General features: G+C 70.6%; 23 protein-coding genes. 12 read left to right on the forward strand and 11 right to left on the reverse strand.

The features are described from left to right. The first annotated feature begins 112 nt into the window (after positions 1–112). Both OG429_RS20120 and OG429_RS20125 read left to right on the forward strand, forming a co-directional pair. Positions 113–445: a hypothetical protein gene (locus OG429_RS20120; RefSeq protein ID WP_328926677.1), complete on the forward strand. Its 333-nt coding sequence runs from the start codon at positions 113–115 to the stop codon at positions 443–445. 109 nt (positions 446–554) lie between these two features. Beyond that, a complete protein-coding gene (locus OG429_RS20125; RefSeq protein WP_328926678.1) occupies positions 555–1,292 on the forward strand; it encodes a hypothetical protein in 738 nt (245 codons plus the stop codon). Positions 1,293–1,411: 119 nt separating this feature from the next. Here OG429_RS20125 and OG429_RS20130 read toward each other — a convergent pair whose 3' ends face one another. Further along, complete coding sequence (locus OG429_RS20130) at positions 1,412–1,831, reverse strand: helix-turn-helix domain-containing protein (protein ID WP_328926679.1); 420 nt, start codon at positions 1,829–1,831, stop codon at positions 1,412–1,414. 59 nt (positions 1,832–1,890) lie between these two features. Beyond that, on the reverse strand, positions 1,891–2,145 hold the full coding sequence (locus tag OG429_RS20135; RefSeq protein WP_328926680.1) for a hypothetical protein: 255 nt from the start codon (positions 2,143–2,145) through the stop codon (positions 1,891–1,893). A gap of 248 nt (positions 2,146–2,393) precedes the next feature. On the opposite strand from OG429_RS20135, the gene OG429_RS20140 reads away from it, so the two are divergent. The 3 genes from OG429_RS20140 to OG429_RS20150 all read left to right on the forward strand — a co-directional run bounded on the left by OG429_RS20140 (position 2,394) and on the right by OG429_RS20150 (position 4,042). Continuing rightward, positions 2,394–2,597, forward strand: a complete 204-nt coding sequence (locus OG429_RS20140; protein WP_328926681.1) for a hypothetical protein — start codon at positions 2,394–2,396, stop codon at positions 2,595–2,597. Between the two features lie 85 nt (positions 2,598–2,682). After that, positions 2,683–3,486 (forward strand): hypothetical protein, encoded by an 804-nt coding sequence (locus tag OG429_RS20145; RefSeq protein WP_328926682.1) that lies wholly within the window; start codon positions 2,683–2,685, stop codon positions 3,484–3,486. A 28-nt stretch (positions 3,487–3,514) separates the two neighbouring features. Beyond that, positions 3,515–4,042, forward strand: a complete 528-nt coding sequence (locus OG429_RS20150; protein ID WP_328926683.1) for a DUF4240 domain-containing protein — start codon at positions 3,515–3,517, stop codon at positions 4,040–4,042. Here OG429_RS20150 and OG429_RS20155 read toward each other — a convergent pair. Beyond that, positions 4,033–4,698, reverse strand: coding sequence for an MSMEG_1061 family FMN-dependent PPOX-type flavoprotein (locus OG429_RS20155; RefSeq protein WP_328926684.1), 666 nt, complete (start codon positions 4,696–4,698; stop codon positions 4,033–4,035). The genes OG429_RS20150 and OG429_RS20155 overlap by 10 nt on opposite strands. A 29-nt stretch (positions 4,699–4,727) precedes the next feature. Next, positions 4,728–5,282: a Uma2 family endonuclease gene (locus OG429_RS20160; RefSeq protein WP_328926685.1), complete on the reverse strand. Its 555-nt coding sequence runs from the start codon at positions 5,280–5,282 to the stop codon at positions 4,728–4,730. A gap of 105 nt (positions 5,283–5,387) precedes the next feature. Between OG429_RS20160 and OG429_RS20165 the strand changes: the two genes are divergently transcribed. Next, complete coding sequence (locus tag OG429_RS20165) at positions 5,388–7,238, forward strand: NHL domain-containing thioredoxin family protein (RefSeq protein WP_328926686.1); 1,851 nt, start codon at positions 5,388–5,390, stop codon at positions 7,236–7,238. A gap of 49 nt (positions 7,239–7,287) precedes the next feature. Here OG429_RS20165 and OG429_RS20170 read toward each other — a convergent pair whose 3' ends face one another. From OG429_RS20170 to OG429_RS20190, 5 genes are all read right to left on the reverse strand, one after another. Further along, positions 7,288–8,580 (reverse strand): M18 family aminopeptidase, encoded by a 1,293-nt coding sequence (locus OG429_RS20170; protein WP_328926687.1) that lies wholly within the window; start codon positions 8,578–8,580, stop codon positions 7,288–7,290. Positions 8,581–8,681: 101 nt separating this feature from the next. After that, positions 8,682–9,410: a hypothetical protein gene (locus OG429_RS20175; protein ID WP_328926688.1), complete on the reverse strand. Its 729-nt coding sequence runs from the start codon at positions 9,408–9,410 to the stop codon at positions 8,682–8,684. A gap of 130 nt (positions 9,411–9,540) precedes the next feature. Continuing rightward, on the reverse strand, positions 9,541–11,367 hold the full coding sequence (locus OG429_RS20180; RefSeq protein WP_328926689.1) for an acyl-CoA dehydrogenase: 1,827 nt from the start codon (positions 11,365–11,367) through the stop codon (positions 9,541–9,543). Positions 11,368–11,483: 116 nt separating this feature from the next. After that, positions 11,484–11,846, reverse strand: a complete 363-nt coding sequence (locus OG429_RS20185) for an ATP-binding protein (protein WP_328926690.1) — start codon at positions 11,844–11,846, stop codon at positions 11,484–11,486. Further along, entirely contained in the window at positions 11,843–12,049 is a 207-nt protein-coding gene (locus OG429_RS20190; RefSeq protein ID WP_328926691.1) for a hypothetical protein, read from the reverse strand. The genes OG429_RS20185 and OG429_RS20190 overlap by 4 nt, the downstream gene beginning before the upstream one ends. Positions 12,050–12,168: 119 nt before the next feature. Here OG429_RS20190 and OG429_RS20195 point away from each other — a divergent pair, with 119 nt between their 5' ends. The 6 genes from OG429_RS20195 to OG429_RS20220 all read left to right on the forward strand — a co-directional run bounded on the left by OG429_RS20195 (position 12,169) and on the right by OG429_RS20220 (position 16,939). Beyond that, the gene (locus OG429_RS20195) at positions 12,169–13,020 is read left to right on the forward strand and encodes a helix-turn-helix domain-containing protein (RefSeq protein WP_328926692.1); all 852 of its coding nucleotides are present in this window, start codon (positions 12,169–12,171) and stop codon (positions 13,018–13,020) included. Further along, positions 13,001–13,216 carry a DUF397 domain-containing protein gene (locus OG429_RS20200; RefSeq protein WP_328926693.1) on the forward strand — a complete coding sequence of 72 codons (216 nt, stop codon included), beginning with the start codon at positions 13,001–13,003 and terminating at the stop codon, positions 13,214–13,216. Before OG429_RS20195 ends, OG429_RS20200 begins: the two co-directional genes overlap by 20 nt. An 81-nt stretch (positions 13,217–13,297) precedes the next feature. Next, a complete protein-coding gene (locus tag OG429_RS20205; RefSeq protein ID WP_328926694.1) occupies positions 13,298–13,756 on the forward strand; it encodes an SseB family protein in 459 nt (152 codons plus the stop codon). 58 nt (positions 13,757–13,814) lie between these two features. Continuing rightward, positions 13,815–15,002: an IS4 family transposase gene (locus OG429_RS20210; RefSeq protein WP_328926695.1), complete on the forward strand. Its 1,188-nt coding sequence runs from the start codon at positions 13,815–13,817 to the stop codon at positions 15,000–15,002. 449 nt (positions 15,003–15,451) lie between these two features. After that, positions 15,452–15,829 carry a hypothetical protein gene (locus OG429_RS20215; RefSeq protein WP_328926696.1) on the forward strand — a complete coding sequence of 126 codons (378 nt, stop codon included), beginning with the start codon at positions 15,452–15,454 and terminating at the stop codon, positions 15,827–15,829. A gap of 117 nt (positions 15,830–15,946) precedes the next feature. Further along, positions 15,947–16,939 (forward strand): pirin family protein, encoded by a 993-nt coding sequence (locus OG429_RS20220; RefSeq protein ID WP_328926697.1) that lies wholly within the window; start codon positions 15,947–15,949, stop codon positions 16,937–16,939. A 50-nt stretch (positions 16,940–16,989) separates the two neighbouring features. Here OG429_RS20220 and OG429_RS20225 read toward each other — a convergent pair whose 3' ends face one another. Together OG429_RS20225 and OG429_RS20230 are read right to left on the reverse strand one after the other, a co-directional pair. Next, entirely contained in the window at positions 16,990–18,057 is a 1,068-nt protein-coding gene (locus OG429_RS20225) for an AI-2E family transporter (RefSeq protein ID WP_328926698.1), read from the reverse strand. A gap of 46 nt (positions 18,058–18,103) precedes the next feature. Then, entirely contained in the window at positions 18,104–20,287 is a 2,184-nt protein-coding gene (locus OG429_RS20230) for a SpoIIE family protein phosphatase (protein WP_328930355.1), read from the reverse strand. Positions 20,288–20,444 lie beyond the last annotated feature (157 nt).

Raw genomic sequence — 20,444 nt, forward strand, 5'->3', positions numbered from 1 at the left:
CCCGGATCCGGTAGCTTGAACGCGTTCAAGTCATCGGGTCCGGGGGTTGGTCATGCAGGCCGCTGCGCGAGCGAGTATTCATCCATGGCAGTTCGGCCTCGTGCTGTGCGCCGTGGTCACCCCCCTACCGGTGCTGATCGTGTGGTTCGCGGGTTTCGGCATCCCGGCGCTCGCCTTCGCGACCGCCGCGGTGGTCTCCGTGCCGTTGTTCCTGTACGCCCGGCCGTCCGGCTTCGTCTACGTCGCGGGCACCATCGCGGCGCTGCTGGTGCTGTGGTCGTTCATCGGCGCCATGGCCGGGATGTTCCTGTTCTTTCCCTCGGCGCTGCAGCTCCTGCTGGCCACCGGGGCGGACCCGCGCGAACGCCCGACCGCCGCCAAGGTGATGGCCGGTGCCGGACTCCTGCTGTCGGCGGCGGTCGTGGTGCAGTCGTTGAGGCGCTGAGCGCTCCCAGGGCGTGTCCGGCTAGCGGGTGCGCGGCTGGTTGAAGCGGAGCATGTTGCCGGCGGGCTCCGCCTACTGTGACGTCGTACTCCGCTTCTATGCTCCTGCGATGACGTCTTACGAAGGCACGCATCCCACCGTTCTCGTCCGGGTGGGCAAGCTCCACGCCCAGATCGACGAGCAGCTCGCACCAGCTATCCAGGCGATCTGGGAGTGTGGCATCGACACGTTCACCTGCTGCCAGGACTTGGCCGAGAGCAACGCGGATTGGCCAGCGAAGTTACCGCACATGGCGGAGTGGGTGGAGTCCCGCCGCGGCTGGATGCTCATCGACTTCCCGGTCGACAGCGGACTCTCCTTCCTCTCGGCCGTAGCAAATGCCGGACCGCGGGATGCCTTCTACGTGCGGATGACGCACTGGGCCGCCCCCGACGCCTGGGACGTGAAGATCAAGCCGATGGACGCGGCAATGTTTCAGGGCGACCAGCCGTCGGAGTTCGCCCTGCGCCTCCTGCAGGTCAGCTTCCCTGCCTACGATCTGCCAGAACTGACCCGGCGCCTCCGGGCGTGCTGCACGGCCGGGCACGCCGTGCAGCAGACAGCAGTTGCACCCGGGGCGGCTACGCGTTCACGGGCGCTGCCACCGACGTGCTGCTCGCGGCGGCCGGCCCCGGGAACGCTCCTACGGGCTGCCCGCCTGCGGCTTCCTAGCAACGGCGGCATGGCTTGTTCTGGAGAACCAGAACAAGCCGGTTCACCTGGTGCTACCGGCCGCCGTTCTCGCTCAACGCCGGACCGCGGGGTTCGCCTGCTGGTTGTTCTGCTGCCCCAGAACAAGCCGGTTTAGCTAGTGCTACCGGCTTGATCGCGGGTACGAAGAAAGCGCTGCACCTGGGGTGCAGCGCCTTGGCGGCTTCGCGGGGTCGGGAGGCCGCTGGAGGGCCTGTCGTGGCCCTCGGTGGGGTGTCAGCCGGCGGCGGCGAGGTTGGCCACCTGGGCGGCGTACCGGGCCCGTCGCTGCTCGGTGAAGCGCTCGGGTTCGGCGGCCTTGATCTCCGGGATCGGCATGACGGGGGAGGAGGCTTTGCCGCCGGTAAGCAGCGGGTGGAGTTGGTAGAGGCCGTCTTCCAGGCTCCAGGCGAGTCCGCACTCGCGCAGCTCCTTGAAGCCGCGGTTCACGGTGGGCTTGCTGGCGCCCAGCTCGGCGCACATCTCGTTCTGGCTGATCGCGGCGGTGCCGGTCTCTGGGTCGCTCAGGTACATCAGCTCGTCCAGGACGCGGCGGCCGGCGGTGGTGATGTCGACCAGGGCCAGGAGGCGCAGAACAGCACGGGGGATCTCGACGGGTGCCTCTGTGGGAGGGCTGGGGACGTAAGAGCTGCTCACGGAGCCTCACCACTTCCGATCAGGTCGACGCTGCAACAACGAGGATATGCCGCGCGAGATCACGCGCTCGCCTTGCGCACGGGGCGCCGCTGCCGGAGCGTGACGACCTTCTCCTTGCGACGGGCGGCCTCGGCGGCCTTCTTCTCCGCCTCTCGGGCCTGGCGCCACTCGGCGGGGTAGTCGGCGTGCGGGATGACACAGGCCGGGCCCTCGGCGGTATTCCAGAGCTTCTGCCACTTCTCCTGCTCGCCGGAGGTGCCGGCCATCGTCAGCCACGGGTTCAGCTGGAGGACGCCGCGCTTGGCGGTGCGCATCCAGCCGACGTGGGCGAAGAACTGCGACGAACCTGTCGGCGGCCTCCGTGAACGAGGCCTGGTCGTCGGCGCGGTTCGCGTTCTGCAGCGACACCAGCTTGCACCAGACCTGGAACCAGGAACCGGGCATCTTGAGGCTGCCGAGTACGTCCATCAGCAGCCGGGCGTCCAGCACGTAGCCGCTGACCTCGGCGCTCGCGGCGAACTCGCGGCCCTGGATCTTCTCCACGCCCAGGATCAAGCCGCCCTTGCCGTCCGCCGGCCTCGTCCTCTTCCTCATCGGCATGTTCCTGATGATCCCGTCGGCCGTGCTGTTGCTGCTGGCCCGCGGCGCCGACCCCCGCCGCCACCCGGTGGGGGCCCGGGTTCGGGCCGGCATCGCGGGCGTGATCGGCCTGTGCGCGGCCCCGGGGTTGGTCTACGGCATCGTCGCGGTGGCCTCTCAGTCCTGAGGGTCCTAAGGGCTCCCGATTGCCAGTACTTTGTCCCTTACGAGGCATTTCGTGCGCTGATCCGTGCCCGCGATAGGTTGCCGTCATGCCTCTGCTCTACGTGACCGACCTGGCGTACCCGGCGCGCGGCCGCCGGTACTGCGACGAGGACATATTCCTCACGTCCCGGCTGCGCGCCCGCTTCGACCTGGCCCTGTGCCACCCCGAGGACGCGGAGGCACTCCTGCCGCTGGGCTTCGACGCGGTGATCGTCCGCAACAGCGGCCCGGTCCTGCACTACCAGCAGGCCTACGACTCCTTCCGCGCCGCCGCGCTCGCCGCCGGCACCCGGGTCTACAACCCGCTGACCGGCCGCGGCGACATGGCGGGCAAGCAGTACCTCCTCGACCTGACGGCCGCCGGCTACCCGGTGATCCCGACGATCGACGACCCGGCGCGGCTGCCGGAGCTGCCGCAGGTGCCCCAGTACGCGGTCAAGCCCAAGCAGGGCGCCGACTCCATCGGCCTCACCTTCACCGCCGACCCGACCGGCCCGGCGGGGGAGATCCTCATCCAGCCGCGCATCGACTTCGCGTACGAGGTGTCCTTCTACTTCGTCGACGACGCCTTCCAGTACGCCCTCTACGCACCCGACCCGGCCCGGCGCTGGGAGCTCGTGCCCTACGCCCCGACCGACGCGGACCTGGCCTTCGCCCGCGCCTTCGTCGCCTGGAACACCCTCTCCCACGGCATCCAGCGGGTGGACGCCTGCCGGGCCCCTTCGGGCGAACTCCTGCTGGTCGAGCTGGAGGACCTGAACCCGTACCTCTCCCTGGACCTCGTCCCGGCCGACGTCCAGGACCGCTTCATCACATCGCTCACGGAATCTCTCCACTCCTTCCTGACCTGATGTCAGAGGCGGGTGCGAGGCTCGGTCCATGGACAAGCAGACCTTCTGGAAGCTGATCGACACGGCCCGCGCGCAGGCGCCGGACGACCAGGTGGCGGAGCACGCGGCGGCGCTGCTCGCCCGCCTCCCGGAGGCGGAGATAGCCGCGGCCCAGCAGGTGCTGTGGGACCTGCTGGCGGAGTCCTACCGCAGCCCGCTCTGGGCCGCGGCCTACGTGATCAACGGCGGCTGCTCGGACGACGGCTTCGACTACTTCCGGGGCTGGCTGCTCACCCAGGGCGAGGCGGCCTTCGAGGCGGCCCTGGCCGACCCCGACTCCCTGGCGGCCCACCCGCCGGTCCGCGAGGCCGCGGCGCAGGGCCTGGAGCTGTGGGACGAGGAGGCGCTGTCCATCGCCTGGACCGCGTACGAGGCCGCCACCGGCCACGAACTCCCCTCGGACTCCTTCACGATCAGCTACCCGCCCCTGGACCCGTCCTGGGACTTCGACTTCGACGACGAGGACGAGATCACGGCCCGGCTGCCGCGCCTGAGCGCCCTTTTCGACTACTCGTAGCGGTGGAGCAGGGACTCGCGCTCGTGCCGCTGGATCTCCTCGATCGTCAGACCGGGGAGATCCAGGTGGGAGAGCGTGACCTCGGCGGAGCTCGGAACGGCGTCCTCGGCGAGCCACTGCGCGGGCTTCCACGCGTCGCTGCGCAGGAATGCCTTCGGGCAGTGCTGGTAGGCCTCCTCGACCTCCACCACGATCGCGCTGCGCGGGGGCTTGCCGACGGCGGTCAGCTGCTCCAGCAGACGCGGATCGGCGGACACGCAGGCCCTTCCGTTCACGCGCAGCGTCGTGGCCCGGCCGGGGATGACGAAGATCAGCCCGGCCCGGCCCGTCTCCACGATGTTGTGGGAGGAGTCGAGCCGCTTGTTGCCGGTGGCGTCGGGAATGGCGAGGGTGAACTCGTCCAGGACGGCCACGAATCCGGGCGGACCGCCCCGGGGCGTCACGTCGCAGCGGCCGTCGGCGCCGGCGCTCGCGACGAACACCAACGACGATCGCCCGATGACCGCACGGGCGGCGTCGTGGATCCGGTCCACGGCCTTGCGCCGGACCAGCTCGCTCGGCTCCTCGTAGAGCTCCCGCAACTGGGCCGTGCTCCGGACGGCGGTGGCGTTCACGGCATCGAATATCCGCCCGCTCGGCGGCGTGGTGGCTGTCACGTACACGCACGCTACCGGGTGATCACGACCTAGAGCCCGCTGGTGTCGAGGTCGATCCCGAACGGCTCCGGCAGCCGCACCGGCGTCCCGAACGGGTGCGGACCGTCCACCTTCGTGTATCCGAGCCGCCCGGGGTCGGTGAACACCGTGACCGTCTTCTCCATGCGGTCGACCAGCAGGTAGAGGGGCGCGCCGTACTCCGCGTACCGCTTGCGCTTGACGACGCGATCGGTTTCGGCGTTGGACTCGGAGGTGACCTCGACGACGAGCAGCACCTGGTCCGGCAGGAGGGCGCTGCCCCCCTTCGCCAGCGCCTTGGGAACGACGGCAAGATCAGGCACGTACCAATTCGGCGAGCCTGGCAGGTCCAGGTTGCCAGAGCCGGTGACGCAGTCCAGTTCCTTGACCCGCGGCCGGATCTGATCGCGAATCTCTTCGGCTGCGTTCTCGTGGTCCCAGCTCGGCGTCACGTTGCTGATGACCCCTTCCACGATCTCGGTGCGGTCTCCGCTGTGGTGCTGGATGGCGTACTTCAGGGCGCGCTCGGGATCGATGCCCTCGCTGTAGTCGTGCGCGGTGGTCATTCCGGACGCCTCCTCCTTTGCTTACTGCGACCAGACTCCCACGGGGTCCCGCCGCCCGTCGTCACCCCTGCGGGTGCACGTGTCCGGGGGTGGCAAGCTTGAAACATGAACGATGCTGCCCCGGCGCCCACCCCCGCGCCCGCGCCCCGCCGACGTGCCCGTGTCCGTGCCCCCGAGCTGATCGGCAAGGGGGGCTGGCTGAACACCGGGGGCAAAGAGCTGAGCCTCGCCGACCTGCGAGGTAAGTGCGTTGTTGTCGATTTTTGGACCTTCTGCTGCATCAACTGCCTGCACGTCCTCGACGAGCTGCGCGAGCTGGAGGAGAAGCACCGCGACACCGTCGTGATCATCGGCGTGCACTCGCCGAAGTTCGCGCACGAGGCCGAGCACGCCTCCGTCGTCGATGCCGTCGAGCGGTACGAGGTGCACCACCCCGTGCTGGACGACCCGGAGCTCGCGACCTGGAAGCAGTACGCCGTACGGGCCTGGCCCACGCTCGTCGTGATCGACCCCGAGGGGTACGTCGTCGCGCAGCACGCCGGTGAAGGGCACGCGCACGCCATCGAGCGGCTCGTCGAGGAGCTGGAGGCCGTGCACGAGGCCAAGGGGACGCTGCGGCGCGGCGACGGGCCGTACGTGGCGCCCGAGGCCGTGGCGAGCGACCTGCGGTTCCCCGGGAAGGCGCTGCTCCTGCCCTCCGGGAACTTCCTGGTGTCGGACTCGACGCGGCACCAGCTCGTGGAGCTGGCCGCCGACGGGGAGAGCGTCGTACGGCGCGTCGGCAGCGGGAAGCGCGGCTTCACCTCCGACAGCTTCAGCGAGCCGCAGGGGCTGGCGCTGCTGCCCGACGGGACCGTCGTCGTCGCCGACACGGTCAATCACGCGCTGCGCCGCTTCGACCCGGCCACCGGGACCGTCGAGACCGTGGCCGGCACCGGCCGGCAGTGGTGGCAGGGCTCGCCCACCTCCGGCTCCGCGCTGGAGGTGGACCTGTCCTCGCCGTGGGACGTGGCCTGGTGGCAGGGCCGGGTGTGGATCGCGATGGCCGGCGTCCACCAGCTGTGGACCTGGGACCCGCAGACCAACACGGTCGAGGTCGCGGCCGGGACGACCAACGAGGGACTCCTCGACGGGCCCGCCGCCGAGGCCTGGTTCGCCCAGCCCTCCGGCCTCGCGGCCGCCGGGGACCGGCTGTGGATCGCCGACTCCGAGACGAGCGCCCTGCGGTACGTCCACCCCACCGGCACCGGCACCGGCTACGAGGTCGTGTCCGCCGTCGGTACCGGGCTCTTCGACTTCGGCCACCGGGACGGGGACGCGGGCCAGGCCCTGCTCCAGCACCCGCTCGGGGTGACCGCCCTGCCCGACGGCTCGGTCGCGGTGTGTGACACGTACAACCACGCGCTGCGCCGCTACGACCCCGCCACCGGCGAGGTTTCGACGCTCGCCACCGACCTGCGCGAGCCGAGCGACGCCGTGCTGGTCGACGACGACATCGTGGTCGTCGAGTCCGCCCGGCACCGGCTGACCCGGCTGCGCCTCCCGGAGGAGGCGGTACGGGTGGACTCGGTCGCCCATCGGACCCAGCGCGCCGCCACCGAGGTGGCCCCGGGCACGCTCCGCCTCGACGTGGTCTTCCAGGCCCCGAGCGGGCAGAAGCTCGACACCCGCTACGGGCCCTCGACGCGCCTGCTGGTCTCCTCGACCCCGCCCGAGCTCCTCGCCGGCGGCGAAGGCGCCGGGACCGACCTGTTCCGGGAGCTCGCGCTGAACCCGGACGTCACCGAGGGCGTGCTGCACGTCTCCGCGATGGCGGCGTCCTGCGACGACGATCCGGCCAACGAGTACCCGGCCTGCCACGTCCACCAGCAGGACTGGGGGGTACCCGTGCGCGTCACCGACGGCGGCGCCGCCCGGCTGCCCCTCGTCCTCGCCGGGATGGACGACGAGGGGTAGCCCGGACCGCGAACCCGGTGGCGCCGCGGCGCGCGGCCTTCCTGGGGGCTCAGTCCTCCAGGAAGGCCAGCAGGGCGTTCGCCAGCAGGAACGGGTCGTCCGCGCCGCACAGTTCGCGGGCGCTGTGCATCGAGAGGATCGCGACGCCGATGTCGACGGTCTGGATGCCGTGGCGGGCGGCCGTGATCGGGCCGATCGTCGTGCCGCACGGCATCGAGTTGTTGGAGACGAAGGTCTGCCACGGCACGCCGGCCCGCTCGCAGGCGCTGGCGAACACCGCGCGCCCGCTGCCGTCCGTCGCGTACCGCTGGTTGACGTTGACCTTCAGGATCGGTCCGCCGTTGGCCCGCGGGTGGTGCGAAGGGTCGTGCCGCTCCGCGTAGTTGGGGTGTACGGCGTGCCCGGTGTCGGAGGACAGGCAGATGGTGCCCGCGAAGGCGCGCGCCCGGTCCTCGTACGAGCCCCCGCGCGCGAAGACTGAACGTTCCAGCACGTTCCCCAGGAGCGGCCCGTCCGCGCCGGTGTCCGACTGCGAGCCGTTCTCCTCGTGGTCGAAGGCGGCCAGCACAGGGATGTGGTCGAGCTTCCCGGCGGTGGACGCGGCCGCCAGCGCGGCGACGCCCGCGTGCACCGACAGCAGGTTGTCCATCCGGGGACCGGCGAGCAGTTCGCGGTCGCGGCCGAGGTAGGCGGGGGGCTCGATCGAGTGGACCATCAGGTCCCAGCCGGCCACCGAGCCCTGCTCCAGGCCCTCTTCCTCCTCCAGGAACGCGATCAGGTCGCCTTCCTGGACATCTCCCAAACCCCAAATGGGCTGCATGTGCCGCTGCTTGTCGAGCTTGAGGCCGTCGCTGTTCACCGACCGGTCGAGGTGTACGGCGAGTTGGGGGACGCGCAGCAGCGCGCGGTCCACGTTCACCAGGCGCTCGGTGCCGTCCCGCAGGGTCAGCCGGCCGGCGAGGCCGAGGTCGCGGTCGAGCCAGGTGTTGAGCAGGGTGCCGCCGTAGATCTCGACGGCGATCTGCCGCCAGCCCTGTGAGCCCGTGTCGGGCAGCGGCTTGACCCGCAGGTTGGGCGAGTCGGTGTGCGCGCCGACGATCCGGAACGGGGTGTGCGCGGCCGTGCCTTCGGGGACGAACCAGGCGATGAGCGCGCCGCCGCGGAGCACGAACTTGCCCCCGGTGCCCGCATCCCAGGCGTCCGTTTCCGACAACTGCCTGAAACCTGCCTTTTCCAGCCGCTCGGCCGCGTTGGCCACGGCGTGGTACGGCGACGGACTGGCCGTCAGGAAGGTCATCAGATCGTCGGTGTGGCCGCGGTCGAAGCGGGCGGGAGAGCTCATGTGGTTCACCTTAACGACGGTCGTGTACGCCATGGCCGGACTGCGGCGGATAGCCGAGGGTCGGGGACCGCGGGGTGTGTGATCTGCGGTCGCGTCGATTCTCAGCCCGGCGGGCGCTCGAATCTGCGGTGCAGTTGTCTGCGCTCGCCCCGGCGGATGCGCGGGAGCATCTCCGGGGTCTGCGCGGAGCGCTGCGCGCGTCTCTTGCGTCCGGCGCAGAAGATACAGGCCTCGCCGGGGGGTGCGTCGGGATCGATGGGCGCACCGGGGTGCTCGGAGCAGCCCGAGGCGTTGCGGGGCCGGGACAGTTCGCGCGCGACGATGAAGGCGCGGTGGAGGTCGTCGGCGATGCGGACGAAGTCCTCGGCGGGTGAGGACAGGCTGAGGTGGAAGCGCTGGTCCTCGACCGTACGCAGGCACGCGCGCAGGGCCGGCAGCGTGTACGGGCCCTCGGGCACGGGGTAGCCGAGGCGCCGCTGCTCCCCGGCGGGTCCGGCCGTCCGGCCGCCCTGCAGCCGCCGGCCGAGGCGCCGCCGGTCGTTGCAGATGAGGCAGCGGCCCCAGCCTTCGGGCGCCTCGGGGTCGAGGGCGCCGTTGGGGTGCTCGGGGCAGCCGGTGTAGCTCTTGGCGGGTGCCAGCCCGGCGGCGGTCTGGAAGGCCACGTAGAGGGCGTCGGCGATCCCGTCGTACTCGGCGGGGTGCGAGCCGTCGTACAGCTCGCGCAGGTGGTCGCCGAGGCTGCCCAGGCTCGCCTGCAGCTCCTTGAGGGCGTACGGCCGCCCGGTGGGGACGGAGTACCCCCTGCTGCCGTGCTGATCCTGTGGACTCATGCGTACGAGCGTCCCATGAACGACCGACAACGGGGGAAAGCCGCAGGACACAGGCCTGTGGCGAGGTACGGCAGCGGCCGGGCCCCCGTGCGGAGGACCCGGCCGCTGGACGTTCGGTGCGCGGTGCGGGTTAGAACGCGGCCTCGTCGAGCTCCATGAGGGAGTTGTCGACGACCTCGGCCAGCTGGCGCTGGACCGAGACGCCCGGGAGGACCTCCGCGGCGAAGAACTTCGCGGCGGCGATCTTGCCGGTGTAGAACGGCACGTCCTTGGGGGAGGCGCCTCCCAGCTTCTCGGCGGCCACGGCCGCGCCCTTGAGCAGCAGGTATCCGACGACCACGTCGCCGGAGGCCATCAGCAGGCGGGTGGTGTTCTGGCCGACCTTGTAGATGTTCTTGACGTCCTCGCCGGTGGCGGTGAGGTCGACGATCATCTGGCCGACGATGGCCTCCAGGTCCACGGCGGCCTTGGCGAGCGCGTCGCGGGCGCCGGCGAGCTCCTCGCCGCCGACGGCCTCGGCCAGGAACTTCTTGATCGTCTCGGAGAGGACGTTCAGGGAGGCGCCCTGGTCGCGGACGATCTTCCGGAAGAAGAAGTCCTGGCCCTGGATGGCCGTGGTGCCCTCGTAGAGGGTGTCGATCTTGGCGTCGCGGATGTACTGCTCGATCGGGTACTCCTGGAGGTAACCGGAGCCGCCGAAGGTCTGCAGGGACTGCGCGAGCTGCTCGTACGACTTCTCCGAGCCGTAGCCCTTCACGATCGGCAGGAGCAGGTCGTTCAGGCCGATGAGGGACGAGGCGTCCTCGCCCGCGGCCTGCGTCAGCTGGATCTCGTCCTGGACGGAGGCGGTGTACAGGACGAGGGCGCGCATGCCCTCGGCGTACGCCTTCTGCGTCATGAGCGAGCGGCGCACGTCGGGGTGGTGCGTGATGGTGACCTTGGGCGCGGTCTTGTCCATGAAGTTGGCCAGGTCCGGGCCCTGCACGCGCTCCTTGGCGTACTCCAGCGCGTTGAGGTAGCCGGTGGAGAGGGTGGCGATGGCCTTCGTGCCGACCATCATCCGGGCGAACTCGATGATCATGAACATCTGGCGGATGCCGTCGTGCTTGTCGCCGATCAGCCAGCCCTTGGCGGGGTGCTGGTCGCCGAAGGTCATCTCGCACGTGTTGGAGGCCTTGAGGCCCATCTTGTGCTCGACGTTCGTCGCGTAGACGCCGTTGCGCTCGCCCAGCTCGCCGGTCTCCCAGTCGAAGTGGAACTTCGGGACGAGGAAGAGGGACAGGCCCTTGGTGCCCGGGCCGTGGCCCTCGGGGCGCGCGAGGACGTAGTGGAGGATGTTCTCCTCCATGTCGTGCTCACCGGAGGTGATGAACCGCTTCACGCCCTCGATGTGCCAGGAGCCGTCGGCCTGCTGGATCGCCTTGGTGCGGCCGGCGCCGACGTCCGAGCCGGCGTCCGGCTCGGTGAGGACCATGGTGGAGCCCCAGCGCTTCTCGACGGCTATCTGCGCGACCTTCTTCTGCGCCTCGTTGCCCTCTTCGAAGAGGATGCCGGCGAACGCCGGGCCGGAGGAGTACATCCAGATGGCCGGGTTCGAGCCGAGCAGCAGCTCCGCGTAGGCCCAGATGAGGGAGCGGGGCGAGGTGGTGCCGCCGATCTCCTCGGGCAGGCCCAGGCGCCAGTACTCCGAGTCCATGAAGGCTTCGTAGCTCTTCTTGAAGGAGGCCGGGACCGGCGCGGTGTTGGTGGCCGGGTCGAAGACCGGCGGGTTGCGGTCGGCGTCCGTGAAGGACTCGGCCAGCTCGTTCTCGGCGAGGCGGGTGAGCTCGGACAGGACGCTCTTGGCGGTCTCGGTGTCCATCTCCTCGAACGGACCGGTGCCGTACAGCTTGTCGCGGCCGAGCACCTCGAAGAGGTTGAACTCGATGTCGCGGAGATTCGACTTGTAGTGCCCCATGGCGACGGCTCCGTTAAGGCTCGGGGAGACAGGTTCCTCGTACATACCAATCGGTAACGTAATGATGCTACCCGCGGGTAATAAGGCGCAACCCTTGGCGGGCAATGTGACCAGCGTCAAAGCTCGCACCAGACGGTCTTGCTGTCCGGGCCCTGCTCGACGCCCCAGCGCAGGGCTACGGCGTCGAGCAGGGCCAGCCCCCGCCCGGACTCGTCGCCGTCGGTCGCCTGCCGCGGTACGGGCCACACCCGCGGCTCGGGATCGGTGAGCTCGACCCGCGTACGGGTTGCCCTTCCGGTGATCCGCAGGGTGACGGGCGTGCCTTCGCCGAGGTGGATGATCACGTTGGCCAGCAGCTCGCTGACGCAGAGCTCCGCGTCGGGGCAGGCCCGACCGTCCCCGAGGTGCTCGCGCACGGCGTGCCGCAGGAGCCGGGCCGCCTTCGGGGCGGCGAGCAGCCGGATGGTGAGGTCGTTCACCGGTCGCCCAGGGCGGTGGCGAGGAGCCGGGCGGTGGCCGGGTTGCAGTTGCCGAGGGCGATCAGGGGCGGGGTGCGGTGGCTACTGGCGTAGGAGGGGAGGTGGAGGTCGAGGGAGGGCAGCGTGATGCCGTGCGCGGCGAGGGCGGCGCGGAGCCGGGTGAGCGCCTCGATGGCCTCGCGGTCGTGGGTGTGGTCGCTCATGGGGGCCTTCCTGTTCCGGCATGTGCGGACTGTGACGAACTGCTCACAGCCTGGCGGCGGTCGGCGTACCGTGGAAGGGTTTCTGGCTCCACGGTGCGAAGTGTGGAAGGCGGGCGATTGTGGCCGCGAGCAAGGACATCGACGGCTCCGAGAGCGTTCCGGCCTTCTACGGCAAGGAGCTGCGCTGGAGGCGGGAGGAAGCAGGGCTCACGCTTCAGCAGACGGTGGAAGGAAGCTTCTACGGCGTGAGCTACCTGAGTGAGATCGAGCGTGCTCAGCGCCGGATGCCGGTTGATCTGGCGCGGCATGTGGATCAAGTGCTGCGGACGGACGGCTTCTTCGAGCGGCGCTGCGAGGACGTTCGGAAGGCCCGGAAGGGCGCACATGCGGAGTACTTCGCGCCGGTCGCGGAGGCTGAGACGCGGGCGCGGGCCATCGAGGAGTGGAACAGCGCGCTCATTCCCGGTCTGCTCCAGACCGAGTCGTACGCACGCGCGGTCATCCGGTCCACGCATTCCCTGGACCTCAAGGAAGAGGTCGACGCGAAGATCAGTCAGCGCCTGGGGCGGGCCAAGCTCTTTGACGACCCGAAGAAGCCGGAGTACTGGGTCATCCTTCATGAGTCCGTGATTCGCGAACCGATCCTCCCGCCAGCTGAGATGGTCGAACAACTGGACCGCATCGCCGCCCTGGCGGATCGCAACCGCATCGCTCCACAGCTCATGCTGTGGAACGCGCCCACCCGGCCTTTCATGGAGCTCTCGCTCCTGTTCATGGAGTTCGATGACGAACCGCCGCTGATGTACACGGAGGGGCCGTACCACGGCCAGACGATCGACGATCCGGCCCTCGTGAGGCAGTACCGCAAGGCATACGATCTGCTCAGGGCCGCCGCATTGCCGCCGGAGGCGTCCCTCGCCAGGATCAAGGATGCGGCTGAGGATTACCGAAATGGCAACCAACAGCACTGACTTCCGTACTGCTGTCTGGCGTAAAAGCAGCTACAGCAACGGCGATGGAGGCAACTGCGTCGAGGTCGCCGACGGCCTGGTCGGGATCGTTCCCGTCCGGGACTCGAAGAGGCCGAACGGGCCCGCAGTGATCGTCGCGGCCGGTGCGTGGGGGCCGTTCGTGCGGGCTCTGAAGGCCGCGGAACTTCCCGCCTGAGGCCGACCCCCGCCGCCCGCCCCCGGAGGGACCGGCCGGTACCGGCCGGTACGGTCCCGGTCGCTCGGTAGGGTGGGCCGCATGTACGGCTACGACCAGAACCCGGGTGCCCAGCAGCAGTATGCGCAGCAGCCCCCGCAGGGCTACGCGCAGCAGACGCCGCCGCTGTACCCCGAGCCGTCCCCGCCCTCCCTCGCGGACGCCGTGCGGGCCTTCACGACCGGGTCGCTGTCCGCCGAGGACTTCCAGCAGATCTTCGCCACCTCGAAGGTCTACTGCCCGCGCGGCGAGACCCCGGGCTTCCTGGCGCTGCACAACACGCAGCAGCCGGTCATCCCGATGTTCACCACGCTCAAGGAGCTACGCCGGTACGCCGGCAAGGAGTCCAAGTACTTCGTGATCACCGGCGCGGAGGTCATCGACCTGCTGCCGACCGGGTACGGCTTCGTCCTCGACATGGAGGGCGACCACCGGATGGTCTTCGACGCGAAGGCGGTAGAGCAGATGGTCGACTTCGCGATGCGCCGGATGTACGGCTAGTCCCAATGCCGTTGACATTGATCTGGATCGGTGAGACGACGTCATCGGGGGTGGTGGCATGGCGTCGTCTCTGCCGGATCTGGCCGGGGTGGGTGTGCTGACCCGGATGTATCCGCCGTGGCTGGTGGACGAGGTCGTGGCCCAGTGCGACCGGACGGAGAAGCGTCGGCGGCTGTTGCCGGCCCGGCTGGTGGTGTACTTCCTGCTGGCGATGGCATTGTTCTCGCCCGCGCCGTATCTGGAGGTCATGCGGCACCTTGCTGAGGGCCTGCGGTGGGCGGGGCTGTGGGGGTCGTGGCATCCACCGAGCAAGGCTGCCATCTTCCGGGCGCGTGGACGGCTCGGGGTCGAACCGATGGCCGCGCTGTTCGACAGATGCGCCCGACCGCTGGGCACGCCCGCGATGCCCGGGGTGTTCTGGAGGGGCTGGCGGCTGATGGCCATCGACGGCACCCGTTTCGATGTCGCCGACAGTGCGGCGAACGCCGCTGAGTTCGGCCGCCCTGGGACCGGCCGCGGGGAAGGCACCGGCGGATATCCGCAGGTCCAGGTCGTCGCTCTGGTCGAATGCGGCACCCACGCCGTCGTCGATGCGGTGCTCGGCGGCTGGCATGACGGCGAGGTCCGCCTCGCCGAGGACCTGGAACGCTCACTGACCGAGGACATGCTCGTCCTGGGCGACCGCAACCTGCCCTCGACCCGGTTATGGCGAGCCCTGACCAGCAGCGGCGCTGACCTGTGCTTCCGCGCCAAGACCAACCGCCGCCTGCCCGTCCTGCAAACACTGCCCGACGGGTCCTGGCTCACCGTGATCCAGGCCGGAGACGACAAGAAGGCCGGCCGCGAGCCGGTGGCGGTCCGCGTGATCCGCTACCGCCTGGACGACCCGGGACGACCCGGCGAGGACCAGTACGTGCTGCTGACCTCGGTCCTGGACCCGGTCCGGGCCCCGGCCGCCGACCTGGCCGCGCTCTACCCGCAACGCTGGGAGTGCGAGAGCGTCCTGGACGAGATCAAGACCCATCAGCGCGGCGCCAAGACCGTTGTCCTGGCCAGCAAGACCCCCACCGGCGTCCGCCAGGAGATCTATGCCCACCTGCTGGTGCACCACGCCCTGCGCGCACTGATGGCCGAAGCGGCGGCCGGTAGTCCCGAGCCGGTCGACTGCGACCGGCTCTCCTTCACCACCGCCCTGCGGGCGGCCCGCCGCACCGTGACCATCCTGCCCGGCTCTTTTTCCCCCTGACCACCTGCACAGGGCCTGGCGGCATTTCCGCGCCGAGGTCACCGAGCGGCTCCTGCCCCCGAGGCGACTGCGCAGCCAGCCCCGGGTCGTCAAACGCAAGATGTCGAACTACAAGGCCAAGGCCAGTCGCCACCGCGACTGGCCCCAGCCAACCCGGCCCTCACACGACGCCATCGTGATCCAACCGCCATAAAGCAACGGCATTGCGGCTAGTCCGCCTCCCGGACCACCCTTTTCGGGGCCTGCCGACCTCCCTCGCCGGAACCTTCCGCCTTCCGGGCTTTCCCGCCCCGCCCCGCCCTGCCCTGCCCGGCTCGTGGGAGCCGCCGTGTGCCGCCGATCCTTTCGGCGGTGGTCGAAAGGATCGCGGCGGCGGTCGCGGCTCCCGAGTATCGGTGCTGCGGGGGAATCCACGGGGGGTCCCCCGCCTCGTCCACGAGGAGGCAGTGATGGCTCGTATGCCGATCCGCACCAAGCTCGGCGCAGTGGCGGCCACGGGGGTGCTGGCGCTGGGCACGGGGGTCCTGGCGGCGGCGCCCGCCGAGGCGTCGGCGGCCGCCTGGTGCGGTGTGAGCGGCGGGAAGCTGTACTGCGGCAACGCCGCGCCCGTCGACATGTACCGGGGCGCCAGCTACGGCGCTCCGTGGGTGGACACGCTGAAGACCAACCCGAGCGTGTTCGACTGCTGGACCAAGAACGAAGGCACCACCTGGTACGGGGCCTACGGAGACGTGACCGGCCGCTTCGGCTTCGTGCCCGCGTCGGTCGTCTGGACGTCGGCGGCCTTCGACTCCAACCCGGGCGCGTACGGGATGAACCACTGCTGACCTGCACTTCTGTGCGACAGGCCCCCGGGGGAATGCCCCCGGGGGCCTGCGCGTTCTGTCGGGTGTGGCAGAAAGTTCGAGTTTCAACTAAACTCGATGCAGAAGGAGGTCCTGACCATGCCCGCAGTGACTGTTGAGAACCCGTTGACGCTTCCTCGCGTGGCCGAGCCGCAGGCGGTCGTTCCGCGCAAGGTGCTGGCCGTCACCACCGCTCCCGGTGGGTTCGAGGGTGAGGGATTCCCGGTGCGCCGCGCGTTCGCGGGGATCAACTACCAGTACCTCGACCCGTTCATCATGATGGACCAGATGGGCGAGGTGGAGTACGCCCCGGGCGAGCCCAAGGGCACCCCGTGGCACCCGCACCGCGGCTTCGAGACCGTCACGTACCTGATCGACGGAACCTTCGTCCACCAGGACAGCAACGGCGGCGGCGGTGTCATCAACGGCGGCGACACGCAGTGGATGACCGCCGGTTCGGGCCTGCTGCACATCGAGGCTCCGCCGGAGTCCCTCGTCGTGTCCGGCGGGCTGTTCCACGGCCTCCAGCTGTGGGTCAACCTCCCGGCCTCCGACAAGATGATGCCCCCGCGCTACCAGGACATCGGCGGCGGGCAGGTCCAGCTGCTGACCACCCCCGACGGCGGCTCCCTGCTCCGCGTGATCGCCGGTGAGCTCGACGGCCACCAGGGCCCGGGCATCACCCACACCCCGATCACGATGATCCACGCGACCGTCACGCCGGGCGCGCAGATCACCCTGCCGTGGCGCGAGGACTTCAACGCCCTGGCGTACGTGCTGGCCGGGCGCGGGTCGGTCGGCGAGGACCGCAGGCCCGTCCACACCGGGCAGACGGCCGTCTTCGGCGAGGGCGGCTCGCTCACGGTGCGGGCGGACGAGTCCCAGGACTCCAGCGCCCCGGACCTGGAGGTCGTCCTCCTCGGCGGGCGTCCGATCCGGGAGCCGATGGCGCACTACGGTCCGTTCGTCATGAACAGCAAGCACGAACTCCAGCAGGCCTTCGACGACTTCCAGGCCGGCCGGCTGGGGCGCATCCCCACCACCGCCCGCACGGGGCTCGGCCACCGAGGCGCGGGCGACGCGCAGGACTGACCGGTCCGGACGGTCTCCCGGCAGGGAGTCCGCCCGGGGAGTCCGTTGCGCTAGGCGGGATCCACGGGCCCGGGCCGCGGCGACGCGTCGCCGTACCGGGCCCGCAGTTCCGAGATCACGCCGAAGACGGCCGCGGTCAGCGGTACCGCCAGCAGCATCCCCAGGACCCCGGCGATGCTCGCCCCGGCGGTGATGGCCAGCATCACCACGGCCGGGTGCATCTGCACCGTGCGGCTCTGCACCAGGGGCTGGAGCACGTACCCCTCGATCATCTGCACCGCCAGCACCAGACCGAGCGCCCACAGGCCGATGGCCCAGCCCCGGTCGGCGAAGGCGACGAGGACCGCCACGGCGCCCGACAGGAAGGCGCCGAGGTAGGGGATGTAGGCGGTCACGAAGACCAGCGAGGCCAGCCCCAGGGCACCCGGTACGTCGAGGATCAGCAGGCCCGCGCCGATCAGTACGGCGTCGACCAGGGCCACGAAGGTGGTCCCGCGCATGAAACCCTCGACGGCGTCGAAGGCGCGCCGCCCCATGGCCTCCATCAGGTCGCCCGACCGGTTCGGGACCAGCGAGCGCAGCGTCCCCACGGCCCGGTGGGAGTCGCGCAGGAAGAAGAAGATCAGCACCAGCGAGAGCAGGGCCATCGCGAGCATCGAGCCGACCACGCTGAGCCCTGCGACCACGCCCGACGCGGCGGTGCTGCCGAACTTCGTGAGCAGGTCCTTGGAGTTCGCGGTGATGTCCTCCAGCGAGGTGCCGACCGCCCCGAAGTGCTCGGCGAGGGCCTCGCCGGCCCGCCGGAGCGCGTCGACGATCTGATCGCCCGTCTCGATGAGCGCGAGGACGACGACGTACGTGGCCCCGCCGACGACGGCGACCACGGCGAGGCAAGTCAGGGCCGCGGCGAGCGAGCGGTTCATCTTCATGCCGACCAGGCGCCGGTGCATCGGCCCGAGCAGGGCCGTGCCGAGCACGGCCAGCAGTACGGGTGTGACGGCGGTCTGGAAGACGATGCACAGCCACACGCCGACGGCGAGGACCGCGGTCACGAGCAGGGCGACCGCGCACCAGGCGGCGAGCCGCCGCACGGGCTCGGGCAGGAGGGGATCGGGCACCGCTGTATCCAATCACGGTCCGTCAGCCCGCCCCCGGTGCACGGGCTCAGAGCGCCGGGACGGCGTCCTCCTCGGACTGCTCGTGCAGTTCGAACCAGATCGACTTGCCCTCGCCCTGCGGGTCCACGCCCCAGGCGTCGGCCAGCATCTCCATCAGCAGCACGCCGCGGCCGCTGGAGGCCATCTCGCCGGGGTGCCGCTTGTGCGGGAGCTCGTCGCTGGAGTCCGCGACCTCGACGCGCAGCCGGCGCCCGCCCAGCTCGCCCGCCGCCTCCGCGACCAGGAGCGCGTCGCCGTCGGTGTGCACCAGTACGTTCGTCACCATCTCGGAGACCATGAGCACCGCCGAATCCACCTGCTCGGGGTCGGCCCAGTCGTGCAGCAGCTCGCGGATCTGGCGGCGGGCGCCCGCGATCCGTTCCGGTTCGGCCTGGGCCACGGTCAGCATCGTGCGGCGGGCCGGCCGGCCGGGGTGGAGCTGCGGGGAGCCGCAGCCGCAGCCGCCGCCCTCGCGGCACAGCAGCACCACGGCTATGTCGTCCTCGCGGCGGTCGGCCAGCGGGCCGGTGGTGTGGTGCGAGGACGGCCCGTGGACGGCCTGGACGAGCAGGTCGGCCAGCTTTTCGAGGTGGCCGCCGTCGAGCTCCGTCTCGGTCTCCAGGATCGCGCGCAGCCGGGCCCAGCCGGTGTCCAGGTCGTGCCCGCCGGTCTCGATGAGCCCGTCGGTGCACAGCATCATCGTCTCGCCGGGTTCCAGGGTGAACCGGGTGGTCGGGTAGTCGGTGTCCGGGACGATCCCGAGGGGGAGGCCGCCCGCCGTGGGGCGCATCAGAACGGTGCCGTCCGCCATCCGGATCGCTGGGTCGGGGTGGCCGGCGCGGGCCACCTCCAGCAGTCCGGTCCGCGGGTCGCACTCCACGTACAGGCAGGTCGCGAACCGCGGGCTCTGGAAGTCCGGGTCGGCGCCGGGGTCGAGGTCCGGGTCCTCGGGGGAATCGGACTCCTGCGAGGAGCACAGCCCGGCCAGGAAGCGGGAGGCGCGGGAGAGCACGGCGTCCGGGCGGTGGCCCTCGGAGGCGTACGCCCGTACCGCGATCCGCAGCTGGCCCATCAGCCCGGCCGCGCGTACGTCGTGGCCCTGCACATCGCCGATGACCAGTGCGAACCGTCCCGATGGCAGCGGGATCATGTCGTACCAGTCGCCGCCGACCTGGAGCCCGCCGCCGGTCGGGACGTACCGGGCGGCGATCTGCATGCCGGGGATCTCGGGGCCGAGCTGCGGCATCATCGACCGCTGCAGGCCCGTGGTGAGTTCCCGCTCCGATTCGGCCACCCCGGCGCGCTGGAGGGCCTGCGCGAGCATCCGGGCCACCGTGGTCAGGACGGACCGCTCGTCGGGGGAGAAGGACACCGGGTGCTTGAAGGCGGCCATCCAGGCGCCCATGGTCCGTCCGGCCACGATCAGGGGCAGGAAGGCCCAGGACACCCGGTCGAAGCGCTGGGCGAGCGGCCAGGTGGCCGGGAAGCGCCGTTTGTAGTCCTCCGGACTGGGCAGGTAGATCGCCCGGCCGCTACGGACGACCTCCGCGGCCGGGTAGTCCGTCTCCAGCGTCATGTCCGTGAAGGGCCCCTCGTCCCCCGGACCGTGCCCGTGGTGCCCGATGACCGACAGCCGGTCCCCGGCCACGCCGAAGACGGCCAGGCCGTCCGGGCTGAAGCCGGGCATGGACAGCGAGGCCGCGACCCGCAGCACCTCCGCCGTGGAGCGGGCCTCCGCCAGCGCCCGGCCGGCGTCCAGCAGGAAGGCTTCGCGGGAGCGCCGCCAGTCACCGGTGATCGGGGTGTGCGCGGCGGTGGTGCCGGGCTGCGGTTCGGCGATCTCCTGGATGGTGCCGATCAGCTCGTAGTCGACGCGGCCGTCGGCGCCGCGGTTCTCCAGCGGTTTGGAGCGGCTGCGCACGGTCCGCAGGACCCGCCCGTCCTCGTCCATGATCCGCAGCCTGGCCTCGGCGAGCGTGCCCTCGGCGACGGCCAGGTTCACGATGCCGTTGATCTCGTTCCAGTCCACCGGGTGGAACCGCGACCGTACGGCGACCTCCGGCAGCACCACGGGCTCGGCGGGCAGCCCGAGCAGCCGGGCGGCCTCGTTGTCGAGGGTGACCGTCCCGGAGGCGTTGTCCCATCTCCACAAGCCGGTCGCGATGGCGGTCAGGACGTCCTCGGTGCGCACCCGGCCATCTTTACAGGTCATCACTCTTACGTGCCTGTTCACCCGGCCCGGCGGGCGGCATCCGCGAGGCCGGGCGGGCGTGCCCGACCCGGCCGCCGCCCGGACGGTAACCTTGTGACGGTTGAATCCACCCTGGTATCGCGAAGAACTGGATGAC

It is taken from the genome of Streptomyces sp. NBC_00190, assembly GCF_036203305.1.
Taxonomy (GTDB): domain Bacteria; phylum Actinomycetota; class Actinomycetes; order Streptomycetales; family Streptomycetaceae; genus Streptomyces.